This window comes from Acidovorax sp. LjRoot74 (assembly GCF_964254355.1).
Taxonomy (GTDB): domain Bacteria; phylum Pseudomonadota; class Gammaproteobacteria; order Burkholderiales; family Burkholderiaceae_C; genus Acidovorax.
The window spans coordinates 3,522,801-3,539,003 of record NZ_CAXUTI020000001.1 but is presented as its reverse complement, the minus strand read 5'-3'; the positions used below and the strand labels follow the sequence as shown (position 1 = coordinate 3,539,003).

At 63.0% G+C, this 16,203-nt stretch carries 17 protein-coding genes; 16 read left to right on the top strand and 1 reads right to left on the bottom strand.

The window, feature by feature from the left end:
• Nucleotides 1–25 precede the first annotated feature (25 nt).
• The 16 genes from rpsB to ACSQ3O_RS16565 all read left to right on the top strand — a co-directional run bounded on the left by rpsB (nt 26) and on the right by ACSQ3O_RS16565 (nt 15,116).
• Nucleotides 26–778 carry a 30S ribosomal protein S2 gene (gene rpsB / locus ACSQ3O_RS16640; protein ID WP_436139713.1) on the top strand — a complete coding sequence of 251 codons (753 nt, stop codon included), beginning with the start codon at nt 26–28 and terminating at the stop codon, nt 776–778.
• Between the two features lie 104 nt (nt 779–882).
• Nucleotides 883–1,812: a translation elongation factor Ts gene (gene tsf, locus ACSQ3O_RS16635; protein WP_436139712.1), complete on the top strand. Its 930-nt coding sequence runs from the start codon at nt 883–885 to the stop codon at nt 1,810–1,812.
• Nucleotides 1,813–1,878: 66 nt separating this feature from the next.
• Complete coding sequence (pyrH, locus tag ACSQ3O_RS16630) at nt 1,879–2,601, top strand: UMP kinase (protein WP_026436856.1); 723 nt, start codon at nt 1,879–1,881, stop codon at nt 2,599–2,601.
• A gap of 50 nt (nt 2,602–2,651) precedes the next feature.
• Entirely contained in the window at nt 2,652–3,212 is a 561-nt protein-coding gene (gene frr / locus ACSQ3O_RS16625; protein WP_137748323.1) for a ribosome recycling factor, read from the top strand.
• 23 nt (nt 3,213–3,235) lie between these two features.
• The gene (gene uppS, locus ACSQ3O_RS16620; protein ID WP_436139711.1) at nt 3,236–3,967 is read left to right on the top strand and encodes a polyprenyl diphosphate synthase; all 732 of its coding nucleotides are present in this window, start codon (nt 3,236–3,238) and stop codon (nt 3,965–3,967) included.
• Between the two features lie 27 nt (nt 3,968–3,994).
• Nucleotides 3,995–4,849, top strand: coding sequence for a phosphatidate cytidylyltransferase (locus ACSQ3O_RS16615; RefSeq protein ID WP_436139710.1), 855 nt, complete (start codon nt 3,995–3,997; stop codon nt 4,847–4,849).
• Nucleotides 4,849–6,027 (top strand): 1-deoxy-D-xylulose-5-phosphate reductoisomerase, encoded by a 1,179-nt coding sequence (gene ispC / locus ACSQ3O_RS16610; protein ID WP_436141138.1) that lies wholly within the window; start codon nt 4,849–4,851, stop codon nt 6,025–6,027. The genes ACSQ3O_RS16615 and ispC overlap by 1 nt, the downstream gene beginning before the upstream one ends.
• Before the next feature lie 26 nt (nt 6,028–6,053).
• Nucleotides 6,054–7,418, top strand: coding sequence for an RIP metalloprotease RseP (gene rseP, locus ACSQ3O_RS16605; RefSeq protein ID WP_436139709.1), 1,365 nt, complete (start codon nt 6,054–6,056; stop codon nt 7,416–7,418).
• Between the two features lie 45 nt (nt 7,419–7,463).
• Nucleotides 7,464–9,761 carry an outer membrane protein assembly factor BamA gene (gene bamA, locus ACSQ3O_RS16600; RefSeq protein WP_436139708.1) on the top strand — a complete coding sequence of 766 codons (2,298 nt, stop codon included), beginning with the start codon at nt 7,464–7,466 and terminating at the stop codon, nt 9,759–9,761.
• Entirely contained in the window at nt 9,761–10,282 is a 522-nt protein-coding gene (locus ACSQ3O_RS16595; RefSeq protein ID WP_063459514.1) for an OmpH family outer membrane protein, read from the top strand. The genes bamA and ACSQ3O_RS16595 overlap by 1 nt, the downstream gene beginning before the upstream one ends.
• A 24-nt stretch (nt 10,283–10,306) precedes the next feature.
• Complete coding sequence (gene lpxD / locus ACSQ3O_RS16590) at nt 10,307–11,290, top strand: UDP-3-O-(3-hydroxymyristoyl)glucosamine N-acyltransferase (RefSeq protein WP_137748318.1); 984 nt, start codon at nt 10,307–10,309, stop codon at nt 11,288–11,290.
• 16 nt (nt 11,291–11,306) lie between these two features.
• Nucleotides 11,307–11,747: a 3-hydroxyacyl-ACP dehydratase FabZ gene (gene fabZ, locus ACSQ3O_RS16585; RefSeq protein ID WP_056163632.1), complete on the top strand. Its 441-nt coding sequence runs from the start codon at nt 11,307–11,309 to the stop codon at nt 11,745–11,747.
• Between the two features lie 20 nt (nt 11,748–11,767).
• Nucleotides 11,768–12,556, top strand: coding sequence for an acyl-ACP--UDP-N-acetylglucosamine O-acyltransferase (gene lpxA / locus ACSQ3O_RS16580; protein WP_436139707.1), 789 nt, complete (start codon nt 11,768–11,770; stop codon nt 12,554–12,556).
• 9 nt (nt 12,557–12,565) lie between these two features.
• Nucleotides 12,566–13,729 (top strand): lipid-A-disaccharide synthase, encoded by a 1,164-nt coding sequence (gene lpxB, locus ACSQ3O_RS16575; protein WP_436139706.1) that lies wholly within the window; start codon nt 12,566–12,568, stop codon nt 13,727–13,729.
• Entirely contained in the window at nt 13,695–14,321 is a 627-nt protein-coding gene (gene rnhB / locus ACSQ3O_RS16570; protein ID WP_436139705.1) for a ribonuclease HII, read from the top strand. Before lpxB ends, rnhB begins: the two co-directional genes overlap by 35 nt.
• Before the next feature lie 21 nt (nt 14,322–14,342).
• Nucleotides 14,343–15,116: a TrmH family RNA methyltransferase gene (locus tag ACSQ3O_RS16565; protein ID WP_436139704.1), complete on the top strand. Its 774-nt coding sequence runs from the start codon at nt 14,343–14,345 to the stop codon at nt 15,114–15,116.
• An 82-nt stretch (nt 15,117–15,198) separates the two neighbouring features.
• On the opposite strand, the gene ACSQ3O_RS16560 is transcribed toward ACSQ3O_RS16565, so the two are convergent.
• On the bottom strand, nt 15,199–16,014 hold the full coding sequence (locus ACSQ3O_RS16560; protein ID WP_436139703.1) for a hypothetical protein: 816 nt from the start codon (nt 16,012–16,014) through the stop codon (nt 15,199–15,201).
• Between the last annotated feature and the right edge of the window lie 189 nt (nt 16,015–16,203).

Below are 16,203 nucleotides of genomic sequence, written 5' to 3'. Positions count from 1 at the left end.
TAGACCTAACCTTTGGAGTATTTTTATGTCCGTTACCATGCGCGAAATGCTGGAAGCCGGTGTCCACTTCGGTCACCAAACCCGCTTCTGGAACCCCAAGATGGCCCCCTACATCTTCGGCCATCGCAACAAGATTCACATCATCAACCTGGAAAAGTCGCTGCCACTGTTCCAGGAAGCCCAAAAGTTCGCCAAGCAACTGGCAGCCAACCGCGGCACGATTCTGATGGTCGGCACGAAGCGCCAAGCCCGTGAAATCCTGTCCACCGAAGCCCTGCGCGCTGGCGTGCCCTTTGTGGATCAGCGCTGGCTGGGTGGCATGCTGACGAACTTCAAGACTGTGAAGACCTCGATCAAGCGCCTGAAGGACATGAAGGCCCAGCAAGAAGCTGGTCTGGACAGCCTGAGCAAGAAGGAGCAACTGACGTTCTCCCGCGAAATCGAAAAGCTCGAAAAGGACATCGGCGGCATCCAGGACATGGCTGCTCTGCCCGACGCCATCTTCATCATCGACGTGGGCTTCCACAAGATCGCAGTCGCTGAAGCCAAGAAGCTGGGCATTCCGCTGATCGGTGTGGTGGATACCAACCACTCGCCCGAAGGCATCGACTACGTGATCCCCGGCAACGACGACTCGGCCAAGGCCGTGACGCTGTACGCCCGTGGCATCGCTGACGCGATCATCGAAGGCCGCGCCAACGCCGTGAACGAAGTGGTCAAGGCCGCTTCGTCCGAAAGCTCGGACGAGTTCGTGGAAGTGCAAGAAGCCGCCGCCTGATACCCGGCTGCGCGATACGTCGCGAAGAAAAGCGGGGCCCCTGGTGAGCCCCCTTTTTTTTAGGCTGAATCCAATCGATTGAACTGAACACTGAAGGAATAAAGATGGCTGCAATTACCGCAAGCATGGTCGCTGAACTGCGTGGCAAGACCGATGCCCCCATGATGGAATGCAAGAAGGCGCTGACGGAAGCCGACGGCGACATGGCCAAGGCGGAAGAACTGCTGCGCGTCAAGCTGGGCACCAAGGCTGGCAAGGCCGCCTCGCGCGTGACGGCTGAAGGCGTGGTCGCCAGCTTCATCAACGGCAACGTGGGTGCCTTGATCGAAGTGAACAGCGAAACCGATTTCGTCTCCAAGAACGACAGCTTCATCGCTATGGCCAGCGCCGCTGCCAAGCTGGTGGCCGAGCATAATCCTGTCGACATCGGAGCCCTGGGTGCCCTGGCCTACGAGCAAGACAGCTTCGGCCCCACGCTGGAAGACGTGCGCAAGGGCCTGATCGGCAAGATCGGCGAGAACATGTCGTTCCGCCGCTTCAAGCGCTTCAGCGGTTCCAACCTGGCTGCCTACCTGCACGGTTCGCGCATCGGTGTGGTCGTCGAGTTCGACGGTGATGCAGCCGCTGCCAAGGATGTCGCCATGCACGTGGCCGCCATGAAGCCCGTGGCCCTGACCAGCGCCGACGTGCCTGCCGACCTGATCGCCAAAGAGCGCTCGGTGGCAGAAGGCAAGGCTGACGAAGCCAACAAGGAACTCGTCGCTGCTGGCAAGCCTGCACAAAGCGCCGAAATCACGGCCAAGCGCATCGACGGCGCCGTGCAGAAGTACCTGAAGGAAGTCTCGCTGGCCGACCAGGTCTTCGTGAAGGCTGCCGACGGCAAGCAAACCGTGGCCCAGATGCTCAAGGCTGCCAACACCAACGTGAAGGGTTTCACCTTGTACGTTGTGGGCGAAGGCATTGAGAAGAAGGCTGACGACTTCGCTGCCGAAGTGGCTGCCCAAGTGGCTGCTGCCAAGGCCGCTGCAGCCTGATCGGCTGCACTGCAGCCACGTCACCCACATTTTTTACCGCCGTACCTGCCTTTGGAGAAATCACCCATGTCCCACGCTGCACCAGCCCACAAGCGCATCCTGCTCAAGCTGTCTGGTGAGGCGCTGATGGGGGATGACGCCTTTGGCATCAACCGTGCCACCATCGTCCGCATGGTGGAAGAGATTGCCGAAGTCACCCGCCTGGGTGTGCAGGTGGCGGTGGTGATCGGTGGGGGCAATATTTTCCGTGGAGTCGCGGGCGGCTCGGTCGGTATGGACCGCGCCACCGCCGACTACATGGGCATGCTGGCCACCGTGATGAACGCGCTGGCCCTGGCCGATGCCATGGACAAGCAGGGCCTTGTGGCCCGCGTGATGTCCGCCATCGCCATCGAGCAGGTGGTTGAGCCCTATGTGCGACCCAAGGCCTTGCAGTACCTCGAAGAGGGCAAGGTCGTTGTGTTTGCCGCTGGTACGGGCAATCCTTTCTTCACCACCGACACCGCCGCAGCGTTGCGCGGTGCAGAGATCGGTGCCGAGCTGGTGCTCAAGGCCACCAAGGTGGACGGCGTTTATACTGCCGACCCCCAGAAGGACCCCACGGCCACGCGCTACACCAAGCTGAGTTTTGACGAGGCCATGTCCCGCAATCTGGGCATCATGGATGCGACCGCGTTTGCCCTGTGCCGCGACCAGAAGCTGCCGGTGAAGGTGTTCTCCATCATCAAGCACGGCGCCCTGAAGCGCGTGGTGATGGGTGAAGACGAAGGTACGCTGGTTTACGCTTGACGACGATGGATGGGTCTGCACCGGATGCAGGCCGGCCCCGAGGAGAAAACATGACGATTGCCGACATCAAGAAAACCACAGAGACCAAGATGGACCAGTCCATCACGGCCTTCAAGAACAACCTGCAGAAGATCCGCACCGGTCGCGCCAACCCCGCGCTGCTCGACACGGTGCAGGTCGAGTACTACGGCTCCCTCGTGCCTCTGAGCCAGGTGGCCAACGTGGCCCTGATCGATTCGCGCACCATCAGCGTGCAACCCTGGGAAAAGGGCATGGGCGCCAAGATTGAAAAGGCCATTCGCGAAAGCGATCTGGGCCTGAACCCGGCCTCCATGGGCGACCTGATCCGCGTGCCCATGCCCCCCATGAGCGAAGAGCGCCGCAAGGAAATGACCAAGCTGGCCCGCAACGAAGGCGAAAGCGCCAAGATCGCCGTGCGCAACCTGCGCCGTGATGCCAACGAATCCGTCAAGAAGCTGGTCAAGGACAAACTCGCTTCCGAAGACGACCAGAAGCGCGCCGAAACCGACGTGCAAAAGTTCACCGACAAGCACATCGCCGAGATCGATGCGCTGGTGGCAGGCAAAGAGCAGGAAATCATGGCGGTTTAAGCCCCCAGGGCTTGATCGTTCCCATGTCTTTAACTCCGGTGGTGCCACACCACATCGCCATCGTCATGGATGGCAACGGCCGTTGGGCCAAGCGGCGCTTCTTGCCGCGCTTGGCAGGCCATAAGCAAGGGGTGGATTCGCTGCGCCGCTGTGTGCGCGCCTGCGCCGAGCGTGGCGTGGCGGTGCTGACCGTCTTTGCTTTCTCTTCCGAAAATTGGAACCGCCCTGCGGACGAGGTGTCCGGCCTCATGGAACTGCTGGCGCTGGCGCTGGGCCGAGAAGTGCCGCAGCTCAAGAAAGACGGGGTCCGCGTGTACTTCGTGGGCGAGCGTGCCGGCCTTTCTCAGAAGGTGCGTGACGGCCTGGCCCAGGCAGAGGCGGCCACGGCCGATAACACGCGCCTGGTGCTCAACGTGTGTTTCAACTACGGCGGCCGCTGGGACATTGCCCAGGCGGCAGCGTCGCTTGCCGCGCGCGGCGAAGCCATCACCGAAGCCAGTCTGCACGGCGCGATGGGCATGTCCCACGTGCCCGACCCGGACCTGGTGATCCGCACTGGCGGTGAAATGCGGATCAGCAACTTCTTGCTGTGGCAGTCTGCATATGCAGAATTTGTCTTCAGCGACCGGCTGTGGCCGGATTTTGATGAGTCGGCACTGGATGAGGCGATTGCCGCCTTCAGCAGCCGCGAGCGCCGCTTCGGCAAAACCTCCGAACAAATCCTGTCCGCGCACCCTGATCCGATGCCGGGCTGAGAACCCCAGCAAGTTCTGAAAGGCCCCATGCTCAAACAGCGTGTCATCACCGCCCTGGTTCTGCTGGCCATCCTGCTGCCAGCGCTTTTTTACCCCTCCACCGTGCCTTTTACCCTGGTGGTGCTCGTGCTCATGGCCGCAGGCGCGTGGGAGTGGGGCCGCCTGAGCGGCCTGGGCCAGGCGGGTGCCGTGGCTGTGGGGGCTGTCTGCACGGCATTGTGTGCAGGCTCCTGGGCGCTGGGCTGGGTGGATCGCCCGCTGACGGCGCTGTGGGTGGTGGGCGGCGGGCTCTGGGTGCTGGCTGCTGCCTGGCTGCTTCAGGCCGGGGTGCCGGGCTGGCCCCGTATTCCGGCAATGGTGCGCCTGGTCGCCGGGGTGCTTGCCTTGTGGCTGGCGTGGCTGGCCGTGGTGCAGGCGCGCAATGTGGGCATCAACTTTTTGCTGTCGGTGCTGCTGCTGGTATGGGTGGCAGACATCTTTGCCTACTTTGCGGGCCGTGCTTTTGGTCTGCGCTTTACCAAGGGCAAGCTGGCCCCTTCCATCAGTCCGGGCAAGAGCTGGGAAGGCGTGTGGGGCGGGCTGGCAGGCGTGGTCGTGATGGCGTTTGTCTGGGTGGCGGCCGATGCCCACTGGCAAGCGGCCGTGCCCAGCTTCTACAGCCGCATGGCGCAGCAGGGCTGGTGGCTGCTGGTGGTCGCGGCCTTGTTCATGGTGGTCATGAGCGTGTCTGGTGACCTGGTGGAATCTCTCATCAAGCGCAGCGCAGGGGTCAAGGACAGCAGCGGATTGCTGCCCGGGCACGGCGGCGTGCTCGACCGCGTGGACGCCCTGCTGCCGACCTTGCCCCTGGCCATGATGCTCACGCGTCTCACGACCCCATGATGAAACAAAAAATCACCGTCCTCGGTTCCACCGGCTCCATCGGCACCAGCACCCTCGATGTGGTGGCCCGCCACCCGGATCGTTTCGAGGTGTTTGCCCTGAGCGCGGCCACCCAGGTGGATTTGCTGCTGGCCCAGTGCGCGCAGTTCCGGCCCCGCTATGCGGTGATGGCCAGCACGCCCCATGCGCAGCAGCTGGCTGAAAAAATCAAAGAAAATAACCTGCCTACGCGCGTCCTGATTGAAAATAATGCTATTGAAAATATAGCATCTCATCCCGATGTCGATGCCGTGATGGCCGCCATCGTGGGGGCTGCAGGCCTGGCACCCTGCCTGGCCGCCGCTCGGGCGGGCAAGCGGCTCTTGCTGGCCAACAAAGAGGCGCTGGTGGTGGGGGGCGGCTTGTTCATGCAGACGGTGCGCCAGGGGGGCGCTACGCTGTTGCCCATCGACAGCGAGCATTCCGCGATCTTCCAGTGCCTGCCTGAAGACGCTTCCACCTGGCCCGACCGGGTGGACAGCATCCTGCTCACTGCGTCCGGGGGGCCATTCCGCCAGCGCGATCCTGCGACCCTGGCTGAAATCACTCCGGCCCAGGCCTGTGCCCACCCCAACTTCTCGATGGGCCGCAAGATATCGGTCGATTCGGCCACCATGATGAACAAGGCGCTGGAGGTGATCGAGGCGCGCTGGCTGTTCGACCTGCATCCGGACCAGATCAAGGTGGTGATCCACCCGCAGCAGATCATCCACTCCATGGTGCAGTTCAGGGATGCATCCATCCTGGCCCAGTTGGGCACGCCGGACATGCGTGTGCCTATCGCCTGTGGCCTGGCCTGGCCCGAACGCATTGCCAGCGGCGCCAGCAAGCTGGACTTTTCGACATTGAGCGCGCTGGCATTCGAGGAGGCCGATCCCATCCGTTTCCCGGGCCTGCACCTGTCCTGGCAGGCGCTGAAGGCGGCCGAGGGCACGACCGCCGTGCTGAATGCCGCGAATGAGGTGGCCGTGGGAGCGTTTTTGTCCGGGCGTTTGCGGTTTGACCGTATCCATGCGGTCAACCTTGCAACTTTGGAGGCCGTGATGCCCTCCAAGCCGGATTCGCTCGAAGCCCTGCTGGATCTGGACGCCCAGGCCCGCAGCGCCGCTGAGCATGCTGCAGGCCGACTGGCGGCCTGAGCACCCCGACCTACGGAATCTTCGCCATGCTGCTGACCATTGTTGCTTTCATCGTGGCCCTCGGTCTTCTGATTGCGGTGCATGAGTACGGGCACTACCGGGTGGCCGTGGCGTGCGGTGTGAAGGTGTTGCGTTTCTCGGTGGGCTTTGGCCAGCCCCTGCTGCGCTGGCAACCCAAGGGGTCTCCCACAGAGTTTGTGGTGGGTGCATTCCCTCTGGGCGGCTATGTGCGCATGCTGGACGAGCGTGAGGCGCCGGTGCCCGCCGAAGAGCGCCACCTCGCGTTCAACACCCAGCCTTTGCGCTACCGTGCCGCCATCGTGGCGGCGGGACCTGTGGCCAACCTGCTGCTTGCCGTGCTGCTGTACTCCATCGTGAACTGGAATGGCGTGGAGGAGCCTCGCGCCCTGCTGGCCAGCCCGGTGGCCGGATCGGTCGCGCACAAGGCGGGCCTGCGGGGGGGCGAGTTGGTAGAGCGTGCGGCGCTGGGTGCGGAGGAGATGGAGCCCGTCCGTTCGTTCGAGGACCTGCGCTGGCTGCTCACGCGTGGTGCGCTCGAAGGGCAGAACGTGCGCCTGGATGTGAAGCCGCAAGCAGGCGCTGCACACCGGGAGATCCTGCTGGACATGTCGGGCATCGACAGCCGCGAGGCCGATGCCCAGCTGTTCCGCAAGATCGGGATTCTGGGCCCGTGGACACGCCCGGTACTGGGTGAGGTCATGCCCGATAGCGCTGCAGCCCGCGCTGGCCTGCGCCAGGGCGATGTGGTGCTCAAGCTGGGGGCGGCCGATGTGGTGGACGGGCAGCAACTGCGCGAGTTGATCCGCCAGTCCTTGCGCGGCAACGAGCCCCTGTCGCAGGCCTGGCGCATTGACCGTGCGGGGCAGCTGCTCACACTGGATGTGTTGCCCGAAGCCAAGCAGGAGCAGGGTGCCACGGTGGGGCGCATTGGTGCCTTTGTGGGCACGCCCCCCGAGTTTGTGACTGTAGAGTACGGCCTGTTCGAAGGCGCCTGGGCTGGGGCGGTCAAGACCTGGGATGTGTCGGTGCTGACCTTGCGCATGATGGGGCGCATGGTCATCGGCGAGGCATCTCTCAAGAATCTGAGCGGCCCCTTGACGATTGCCGACTACGCAGGACGTTCGGCCAGCATGGGACTGACCCAGTACCTGGTGTTTCTTGCCCTGATCAGCGTGAGTCTGGGGGTGTTGAACCTGCTGCCGCTGCCTGTCTTGGACGGTGGGCACCTGATGTATTATCTTTGGGAGGGTGTCACGGGCAGGGGAGTGTCGGACGCATGGATGGAGCGTCTGCAACGTGGAGGCGTTGCGGTCCTGCTTCTCATGATGTCCATAGCCCTGTTCAACGATATCACCCGGCTCTTTGGCTAACCTTTTGCCGCAGATTGTTCTGCAATCGCGGCTCCAGCTTCATTCATGAAAAAACACATCAATCGCCTGGGCGTGCGTACCGCATCGGCCGTTGCAGCCATGGTTTTTGCCGCCAATGCGGCATGGGCTCTGGAGCCTTTCAAGGTGCAGGACATCCGCGTGGAAGGTCTGCAGCGTGTGGAGCCCGGCACGGTGTTTGCCTCCATGCCCCTGCGGGTGGGTGATGACTACAACGATGAAAAGGGCGCTGCGGCGATTCGCGCTCTTTTTGGTCTGGGCCTGTTCAAGGACGTTCGCCTGGAGGCCAACGGCAACGTGCTGGTGGTGGTGGTCGAAGAGCGCCCCACCATTGCCGATGTGGACTTTGCGGGGGCCCGCGAGTTTGACAAGGATGCACTCAAGAAGGCCATGCGCGATGTGGGCCTGGCAGAGGGGCGCCCTTATGACAAGGCTCTGGCCGATCGGGCCGAGCAGGAACTCAAGCGCCAGTACATCAACAAGAGCCTGTACGGTGCCGAAGTGGTGACGACAGTGACGCCCATCGAGCGCAACCGTGTGAACCTGACCTTCACTGTGGTTGAGGGCGAGCCCGCGCGCATCAAGGAAGTGCGCCTGGTAGGCAACAAGGCCTTCAGCGAATCCACGCTCAAGGGACTGTTTGACCAGGACACAGGCGGCTGGCTCAGCTGGTACACCAAGTCAGACCGCTATTCGCGCACCAAGCTCAATGCCGACCTTGAAACGCTGCGCTCGTACTACCTGCAGCGCGGCTACCTGGAGTTCCGTGTGGACTCCACTCAGGTGGCGATCTCGCCCGACAAGCAGGACATTTCCATCACCGTCAACATCACCGAGGGCGAGCGGTTTGTGGTGTCGGGGGTGAAGCTGGAAGGCAACTACCTGGATCGTGAGGACGAGTTCAAGTCCCTGGTGGCCATTCGCCCTGGCGAGCCCTACAACGCCGATCAGGTGACCGAGACCACCAAGGCATTCTCCGAGTACTTCGCACGTTTCGGTTTTGCATTCGCCCGGGTCGAGGCCGTGCCGGAAATCGATCGCGAAAACAACCGCGCCCTTCTGGTGGTGCAGGCCGAGCCATCGCGCCGGGCCTATGTGCGTCGCATCAACGTGAGCGGCAACAACCGCACGCGGGACGAAGTGATCCGCCGTGAGTTCCGCCAGTACGAAGCCTCGTGGTACGACGGCGACAAGATTCGCCTGTCGCGCGATCGCGTGGACCGCCTGGGCTTCTTCACGGAAGTGAATGTCGAAACCCAGGAAGTGCCGGGCGCGCCGGACCAGGTGGATCTGGTGATCAATGTGGCCGAGAAGCCCACTGGCTCGCTGCAGATGGGTGTGGGCTTTTCCAGCGCTGAAAAGGCATCGCTGTCGTTTGGTATCAAGCAGGAAAACATTTTCGGCTCCGGCAATTACCTGGGGATTGATGTCAACACCAGCAAGTACCGCCGCACGCTGGTGTTCAGCACGACCAATCCCTACTTCACTGCCGATGGCATCTCGCGCACGCTGGACGTGTACTACCGTACCGACAAGCCCTATGAGGACCAGGGCGGCAACTACCAGCTGGTCACGACGGGGACCTCGGTGCGTTTCGGCGTGCCGTTCAGTGAAACAGATACGGTGTTTTTTGGTGGTGGTCTGGAGCAAACCCAGATCAAGCCGGGCACCAACATTCCCGCCACCTACCTGTACTACGCCGACAAGTTTGGCTACACCAGCACTTCCATTCCCCTGACGGTGGGTTGGTCGCGCGACGACCGGGACAGCGCCCTGGCGCCCAATTCGGGTCGCTACCAGCGCCTGAACTCCGAGTGGTCGGTGGCCGGGGATGCGCGTTATGTGCGGGCCAATTACCAGTACCAGCAGTACATTCCGCTCAATAAGCGCTTTACCGTGGCCTTCAACGGCGAAGCGGGCATTGGCAAGGGCATGAATGGCCGTCCTTTCCCCGTGTTCAAGAACTTCTACTCGGGTGGCCTGGGCTCCGTGCGTGGCTTTGACCAAGGCACGCTGGGCCCGCGCGATGTGACGGGCGCTTCGCTGGGTGGCCCGAAAAAAGTGACCCTGAATGCGGAGCTGATTGCTCCCTTCCCAGGTGCAGGCAACGACCGGACCCTGCGCGTCTTTACTTTTGTGGACGTGGGTAATGTGTACGGAGAAAACGAGAAAGTCACTTTCAGTGACATGCGTGCCTCCGTGGGCCTGGGTTTGAGCTGGATTTCCCCGCTCGGCCCGCTGCGTTTAGCGTTTGCGCAGCCGGTGCGCAAGTTTGCTGGCGATAAAATCCAAAAATTGCAATTCCAGATCGGAACGTCTTTCTAATGAAATCCTTTTCTCGCCATCTTTCTGTGGCCCTGCTGCTTGGCGTTGTTGCCGTCGCAGCCCCTGCGCAGGCGCAGGAATTCAAAGCCGGTTTTGTCAACACCGATCGCATCTTCCGCGAGGCCAGCACTGCCAAGGCTGCACAGGCCAAGCTGGAGCAGGAGTTCTCCCGCCGCGAGAAAGAGCTCGTTGATCTGGGCAACACCCTGAAGACCGCCACCGACAAGTTCGAACGCGAAGCCCCCACTATGGCCGAGAGCCAGCGCACGACGCGCCAGCGCCAGCTGGTGGACCAGGACCGCGACTTCCAGCGCAAGCGCCGCGAGTTCCAGGAAGACCTGAGCGCCCGCAAGAACGAAGAGCTGTCCCAGGTGCTGGAACGTGCCAACAAGGTGGTCAAGCAAGTGGCTGAAGCCGAGAAGTACGACGTGATCCTGCAAGAGGCCGTCTACATCAACCCCAAGCATGACATCACCGACAAGGTGATCAAGGCGCTGAATGCCGCTGCTGGCGCCAAGTAAGCCACAGCGCTGGACAGGTGGCGCGTGAGCAGCTTGCTTCTCGGGCACATTGTTGATGCGCTCGGTGGTTCGCTGGAGGGAGGGGCGCGTGACACCGCCATTGCCCGCATCGCGCCACTGGAGGTTGCAGGCCCGGGGGACCTCAGTTTCCTGAGCAACCCGCGCTACCAACAGCAACTGGCCGCCTCCCGGGCGGCCTGTGTCATTGTGGCGCCTGCCCTGCGTGAGGCGGCATTGGCGCGGGGTGCCTGCATCGTTGCAGACAACCCCTATGTCTATTTTGCGCGTGCCACCCAGCTGTGGCGGCAGCGCAATGCGCCTGCGCGGCCAGCTGGCATACACCCCAGTGCGGTGGTGGACCCCACGGCCCAGGTGCATCCCACAGCGAGCATCGGCCCGCTGTGCGTGGTCGAGCGCGGTGCGCATGTTGGGGCGGGCACTGTGCTCAAGTCGCGGGTCACCGTGGGCGAGGACTGCCACGTGGGCGCGCGTTGCATCGTGCATTCTGGCGTGGTGATTGGCGCCGATGGGTTTGGCTTCGCGCCCGAAAATGGGCAATGGGTCAAGATCGAGCAACTGGGCGCGGTGCGCATTGGCGATGATGTCGAAATCGGCGCCAACACCTGCATTGACCGGGGCGCGCTGCAGGACACCGTGATCGAAGACGGCGTGAAGCTCGACAACTTGATCCAGGTGGGGCACAACGTGCACATCGGCAAACATGCTGCGATGGCTGGGTGTGTGGGCATTGCAGGCAGCGCCACCATCGGAGCGCATTGCACTGTGGGCGGAGGCGCGATTGTGCTGGGGCACCTGGAGCTGGCCGACAACGTGCATATCTCGGCGGCCACGGTCGTCACCCGCTCCCTGACCCAGCCCGGCCAGTACACGGGCATGTTTCCCATCGACGACAATGCGCGCTGGGAAAAGAACGCTGCGACACTCAAACAATTGCACAGTCTGCGCGAGCGCATCAAGGCGCTGGAGCAGGCATTGAAAGCAGCATGAACGGAAGAACAACTCGATGATGGATATCCACGCAATTCTCAAGCAACTGCCGCACCGCTACCCCTTCCTGCTGGTGGACAAGGTGATTGAGCTTGAGAGCAACACCCGCATCAAGGCGATCAAGAACGTCACCTTCAACGAGCCTTATTTCGGCGGGCATTTCCCAGGGCGCCCCGTGATGCCCGGCGTGCTGATCCTCGAAGCGCTGGCCCAGGCGGCCGGGTTGTTGGCCTTCGATGCCATGGGCAAAGTGCCCGATGAAAACAACATCTACTACTTTGTTGGCATCGATGGCGCACGCTTCAAGCGCCCGGTGGAGCCGGGTGACCAGCTGATCCTGACCATCACCATTGACCGCGTTCGCGGCGGCATTTGGAAGTTCAAGGGTGTGGCCAGCGTGGGTGACGAAGTGGCCTGCGAGGCCGAACTCATGTGCACCATGCGCAGCGTGGGCTGACCGACTCAGACCATCGGATCGTGAGCAACATTCATCCCACTGCCATTGTTGAGGCGGGTGCCCGCATCGACCCCTCTGTCACGGTGGGGCCCTATGCGGTGATCGGTGCGCAGGTCGTGATCGGCCCTGGCAGTTCCGTGGGCCCTCATTGCGTGATCCAGGGCCGGACCACCATCGGCAAGGACAACCGGATTTTCCAGTTTGCATCCCTGGGGGCGGATCCGCAGGACAAGAAGTACAGGGGCGAGGACACTGAGCTGGTCATCGGCGACCGCAACACGGTGCGCGAGTTCTGTACTTTCAACCGGGGCGTTCCGGGCGCAGGCGGCAAGACCAGCATCGGCGACGACAACTGGATCATGGCCTACACCCACATCGCACACGACTGCCATGTGGGCAATCACACGACCATGGCCAACAACACCACACTGGCCGGCCATGTGCTGATCGGAGACTGGGTCACGGTGGGCGGGCTCACAGGCATTCACCAGTTCGTGAAGGTGGGGGCGCACGCCATGATCGGGTTCTCCAGCGCGGTGTCGCAGGATGTGCCGCCGTTCATGATGGTCGATGGCAACCCGCTCTCCGTGCGTGGGTTGAACCTGGAAGGGCTGCGCCGTCGGGGTTTCTCGGCCGAACGCGTGGCGGGCATCAAGCAGGTGCACCGTGCGCTGTACCGCCAGGGGCTGACGCTGGAGGCTGCGCGTGCCGCCATGGCCGACTTGCCAGCCTCCCACCCTGATGCGGCTTCCGATGTCGCACTGGTGCTGGCGTTCCTCGACGCCTCCACGCGCGGCATTGCGCGCTGAGGGGCGGTGATGAGTGTTTCCCCCCGCATCGCCATGGTGGCGGGCGAGACGTCGGGCGATTTGCTCGCCGGTCTGCTGATCGACGGCATGCAGGCCCATTGGCCAGGGTTGCAGTCCTGCGGGATTGGTGGCCCGCAGATGGTGCGCCGGGGCTTCAGCGCCTGGTGGCCCAGCGACAAACTGGCCGTGCACGGCTACAGCATGGAAGTGTTGCGCCGTCTGCGCGAACTGTTGGGCATCCGCAAGCAGCTGCGCGAGCGTCTGCTCAAGGACCGCCCCGATGTGTTCATCGGCGTGGACGCCCCCGACTTCAACCTGGGGCTGGAGGCCGATCTGCGTGCCGCCGGCGTCAAGACGGTGCACTTCGTGTGCCCTTCCATCTGGGCCTGGCGCGCCGATCGGGTCGAAAAAATCCGCCGCAGTGCAGACCATGTGCTGTGTATCTTCCCCTTCGAGCCGGAGTTGCTCGCGCAGCACGGCATTGCCGCCACCTATGTGGGCCATCCCCTGGCGGGGGTGATCCCCATGGTGTCCGACCGTGCAGCGGCACGCGCGCAGCTGGGCCTGCAGGATGGTGATGAGGTGCTGGCCATCCTGCCTGGCAGCCGGTCGTCGGAGATTCAGTACATCGCTCGACCCTTTTTTGAGGCTGCTGCGCTGATTCGGCAAGCCCGACCAGCTATTAAATTGATAGTTCCTGCCGTCCCGGCGCTGCGCGGCCGCATCGAGCAGATTGCCCAGGCCTGTGGTGTGGGTGATGTTCTGCAGATCATCGCGGGGCAGTCCCACACGGTGCTGGCTGCCTGCGACGCCACGCTGATTGCCAGTGGCACCGCCACGCTCGAAGCCGCGCTGTTCAAGCGCCCCATGGTCATCGGCTACCACATGCACCCGCTGAGCTGGTGGCTCATGCGCCGCAAGCAGCTGCAGCCCTGGGTCGGCTTGCCCAACATCCTGTGCCGCGAGTTTGTGGTGCCCGAACTGATCCAGGATGCCGCCACACCACAAGCACTGTGCGCAGCCACGCTGGAGTGGCTGGACGCGCGGCGCAACAACCCCGAAAAAATAGCGCGGCTGGAGCAGCGCTTCGCTGCGTTGCACGAAAGCCTGCAGCGCAATACCCCCCAACTGGCTGCCGATGCGATCCAGAAAATCCTCTCTCCCGCAGCCTGAGCAGGCTTGCCTGCCGTGGCACCCTCCTGGTCTGGTGGCCGGTGTGGACGAAGCGGGCCGGGGCCCCCTGGCGGGGCCGGTGGTGGCTGCCGCTGTCATCCTGGACGACCTGCATCCCATTGCGGGCTTGGCCGATTCCAAGAAGCTCACGCCAGCGCGGCGCGAGAAGTTGTACGACGAAATCCGTGCCAAGGCACTTTGTTTTTGTATTGCCGAAGCCAGTGTCGAAGAGATTGACCGGCTCAACATCCTGCAGGCCACGTTGCTGGCCATGCGGCGCGCCGTGATGGGCTTGCGCCTCAAGCCTGTGATGGTGCTGGTGGATGGCAACCGGTTGCCCGTGCTGGACGTGCCTGCAGAAGCCATCGTCAAAGGCGATGCGCTGGTGCCCGCGATCTCGGCAGCGTCCATTCTGGCCAAGGTGCACCGGGACCGCTGGTGTGTGCAGGTGCATGATGAGTTTCCCCAATATGGCTTTGCGGGGCACAAGGGCTATGGCACCGCTGTGCACCTGGCGGCCTTGCGGGAGCATGGCGCGTGCATTCACCACCGGCGCTCGTTTGCTCCGGTGGCCCAGAGCCTGCCGACCTGAGCGGCCCGCAAGAGACTACCGATGACTTCTTCGTCTGTGATTGCCATCCACTCCCGGGACAACACCTTCGTCAAGGACTTGCGCCGCCTGGCCCAGGACACCACGGCCTACCGCAAGCAGGGCCGCGTGTGGCTGGAGGGGGACCACCTCTGCCGCGCCGCGCTGACGCGGGGGCTGCGTGCCTCGGTGGCAGTTTTTTCAGAGTCTTTTTGGCCTCTTGCGCGCGATGAGTATGCCCAAAGTGCTATCAAAACAATAGTATTGGCCGACGCACTGTTTGCGGACATCAGCGGGCTGGAGTCCCCGGCGCGCATGGGTTTCATTCTGGACTTGCCAGCCTCTGCCGCGTTGCGGCCTGATGCGGCGACCGTGGTGCTTGACCGGGTGCAGGACGCGGGCAATGTGGGTTCCATCCTGCGCAGCGCCTCGGCGTTCGGGTTTCGGCAGGTGGTGGCCATCAAGGGCAGTGCGGCCCTGTGGTCACCCAAGGTCTTGCGTGCTGGCATGGGCGCGCACTTTGCGCTGGATTTGATCGAGGGCGTGGGGCTGGAGGATGTCCAGGCGCTCAAGGTGCCCCTCTTGGTGACCAGCTCGCACGCTGGCGACTATCTGCACCGCGCTGCTCTGCCTTGGCCCTGCGCCTGGGTCATGGGGCATGAAGGGCAGGGTGTTTCGTCCGCTTTGGAGGAGCGGGCCGCCCAGTGCATCCGCATTGCCCAGCCGGGGGGCGAGGAGTCGCTGAACGTGGCGGCGGCTGCGGCCATCTGCCTGCACGCCAGCGGCGCTGGGCGCTGAGCATTGCCCGGCCTCTCGGGCGGAACACTCAAGGGTGTACGCCGGGCGCAAGGCAAAGGCCTTGGTGTGAAGCAGGCGTTCGTTATTGGTTGCGCAGGAACTGGCGCACGAATTCTTCCTGGTTGGGCGCGTCCTTTTCGGTGCTGAAGACCACTTGCTGGCTTTCCACCCGGATCTTGAGCTGGGGGCCAAAGTGGCACTGGATCTGGCCCAGGCCTGCAGCCATTGGCTTGAACTGGGGGCTGTTGCGGCAGGCGCTGTCGATCTCGGAGGCCACCACGCCGCAGAAGCTGGGGATGCTGAGGGTCTGCAGCTTTTCGTCATCGATGCCGGTCCAGTCCACCGTGGTCTTCACGGGGGTGCCACAAGAAGCGCTGGCCGCCTGGTCCAGCCTGGCGAGTTCTGCCTGGGCGCCTGCCAGTCGCTTGTTGCGGTCAAAGCGGCCCAGCTTCTCCTGCACCCCCTGTTTTTGCTGGCGCTCGTAGCTGGCTTGCAGGTCGGCCAGTTTGAATGCCTTGCTTTTGTCGTCGCTGAAAGCCAGCGAAACCCCATCCCGCTGGCCGGGCAGATACACCACATACTGGTCGCCACCACGGTACGCGTGGTTTTGTTTGTGCAGCAAGCCATAGCTGCGGCCGTCGATGCGGGTGGTGTAGACCTCGCGCGCCGAGCCCTGGGATTCGCGGGTGCTCAAGAACACCACCTGATCGATGGGGTCATTGATGCCACTCACGCGCACCAGCGCCTGCTTGCCATCGGCCGTGGGGGCCAGCACCACTTCCACCCCCTGTGGAGCTACAAAAACCTGGGGGTACTTGGCCAGTTCGATGGCATGGGCTGCCATGGCAGCAAAGCTGCAGGCAAGGGCAACAGGCAGAAGACGGGCGAAGGGGCGCATGGATGCGTGTCCTTGGTTGGGTGAAGATCAGCGGCGCAGTCTAGGTGGGGTGGCACCGCCCGCAACACTGAGAACGTTTGCTTACGTAACAAGGTTATGCAAGACGTGCATTTGATGTGAAGGCCGGGGCCAAGGGTATAATCGGGAGCTTTTCTCGCAACAGCGTCGCCCGACCGCACCCAAAGCAAC

Bases quoted from the DNA above. Each gene is read 5' to 3' on its own strand.
- rpsB (WP_436139713.1), top strand. From the start codon at position 26: ATGTCCGTTACCATGCGCGAAATGCTGGAAGCCGGTGTCCACTTCGGT.
- tsf (WP_436139712.1), top strand. From the start codon at position 883: ATGGCTGCAATTACCGCAAGCATGGTCGCTGAACTGCGTGGCAAGACC.
- pyrH (WP_026436856.1), top strand. From the start codon at position 1,879: ATGTCCCACGCTGCACCAGCCCACAAGCGCATCCTGCTCAAGCTGTCT.
- frr (WP_137748323.1), top strand. From the start codon at position 2,652: ATGACGATTGCCGACATCAAGAAAACCACAGAGACCAAGATGGACCAG.
- uppS (WP_436139711.1), top strand. From the start codon at position 3,236: ATGTCTTTAACTCCGGTGGTGCCACACCACATCGCCATCGTCATGGAT.
- ACSQ3O_RS16615 (WP_436139710.1), top strand. From the start codon at position 3,995: ATGCTCAAACAGCGTGTCATCACCGCCCTGGTTCTGCTGGCCATCCTG.
- ispC (WP_436141138.1), top strand. From the start codon at position 4,849: ATGAAACAAAAAATCACCGTCCTCGGTTCCACCGGCTCCATCGGCACC.
- rseP (WP_436139709.1), top strand. From the start codon at position 6,054: ATGCTGCTGACCATTGTTGCTTTCATCGTGGCCCTCGGTCTTCTGATT.
- bamA (WP_436139708.1), top strand. From the start codon at position 7,464: ATGAAAAAACACATCAATCGCCTGGGCGTGCGTACCGCATCGGCCGTT.
- ACSQ3O_RS16595 (WP_063459514.1), top strand. From the start codon at position 9,761: ATGAAATCCTTTTCTCGCCATCTTTCTGTGGCCCTGCTGCTTGGCGTT.
- fabZ (WP_056163632.1), top strand. From the start codon at position 11,307: ATGATGGATATCCACGCAATTCTCAAGCAACTGCCGCACCGCTACCCC.
- lpxB (WP_436139706.1), top strand. From the start codon at position 12,566: ATGAGTGTTTCCCCCCGCATCGCCATGGTGGCGGGCGAGACGTCGGGC.
- rnhB (WP_436139705.1), top strand. From the start codon at position 13,695: ATGCGATCCAGAAAATCCTCTCTCCCGCAGCCTGAGCAGGCTTGCCTG.
- ACSQ3O_RS16565 (WP_436139704.1), top strand. From the start codon at position 14,343: ATGACTTCTTCGTCTGTGATTGCCATCCACTCCCGGGACAACACCTTC.
- ACSQ3O_RS16560 (WP_436139703.1), bottom strand. From the start codon at position 16,014: ATGCGCCCCTTCGCCCGTCTTCTGCCTGTTGCCCTTGCCTGCAGCTTT.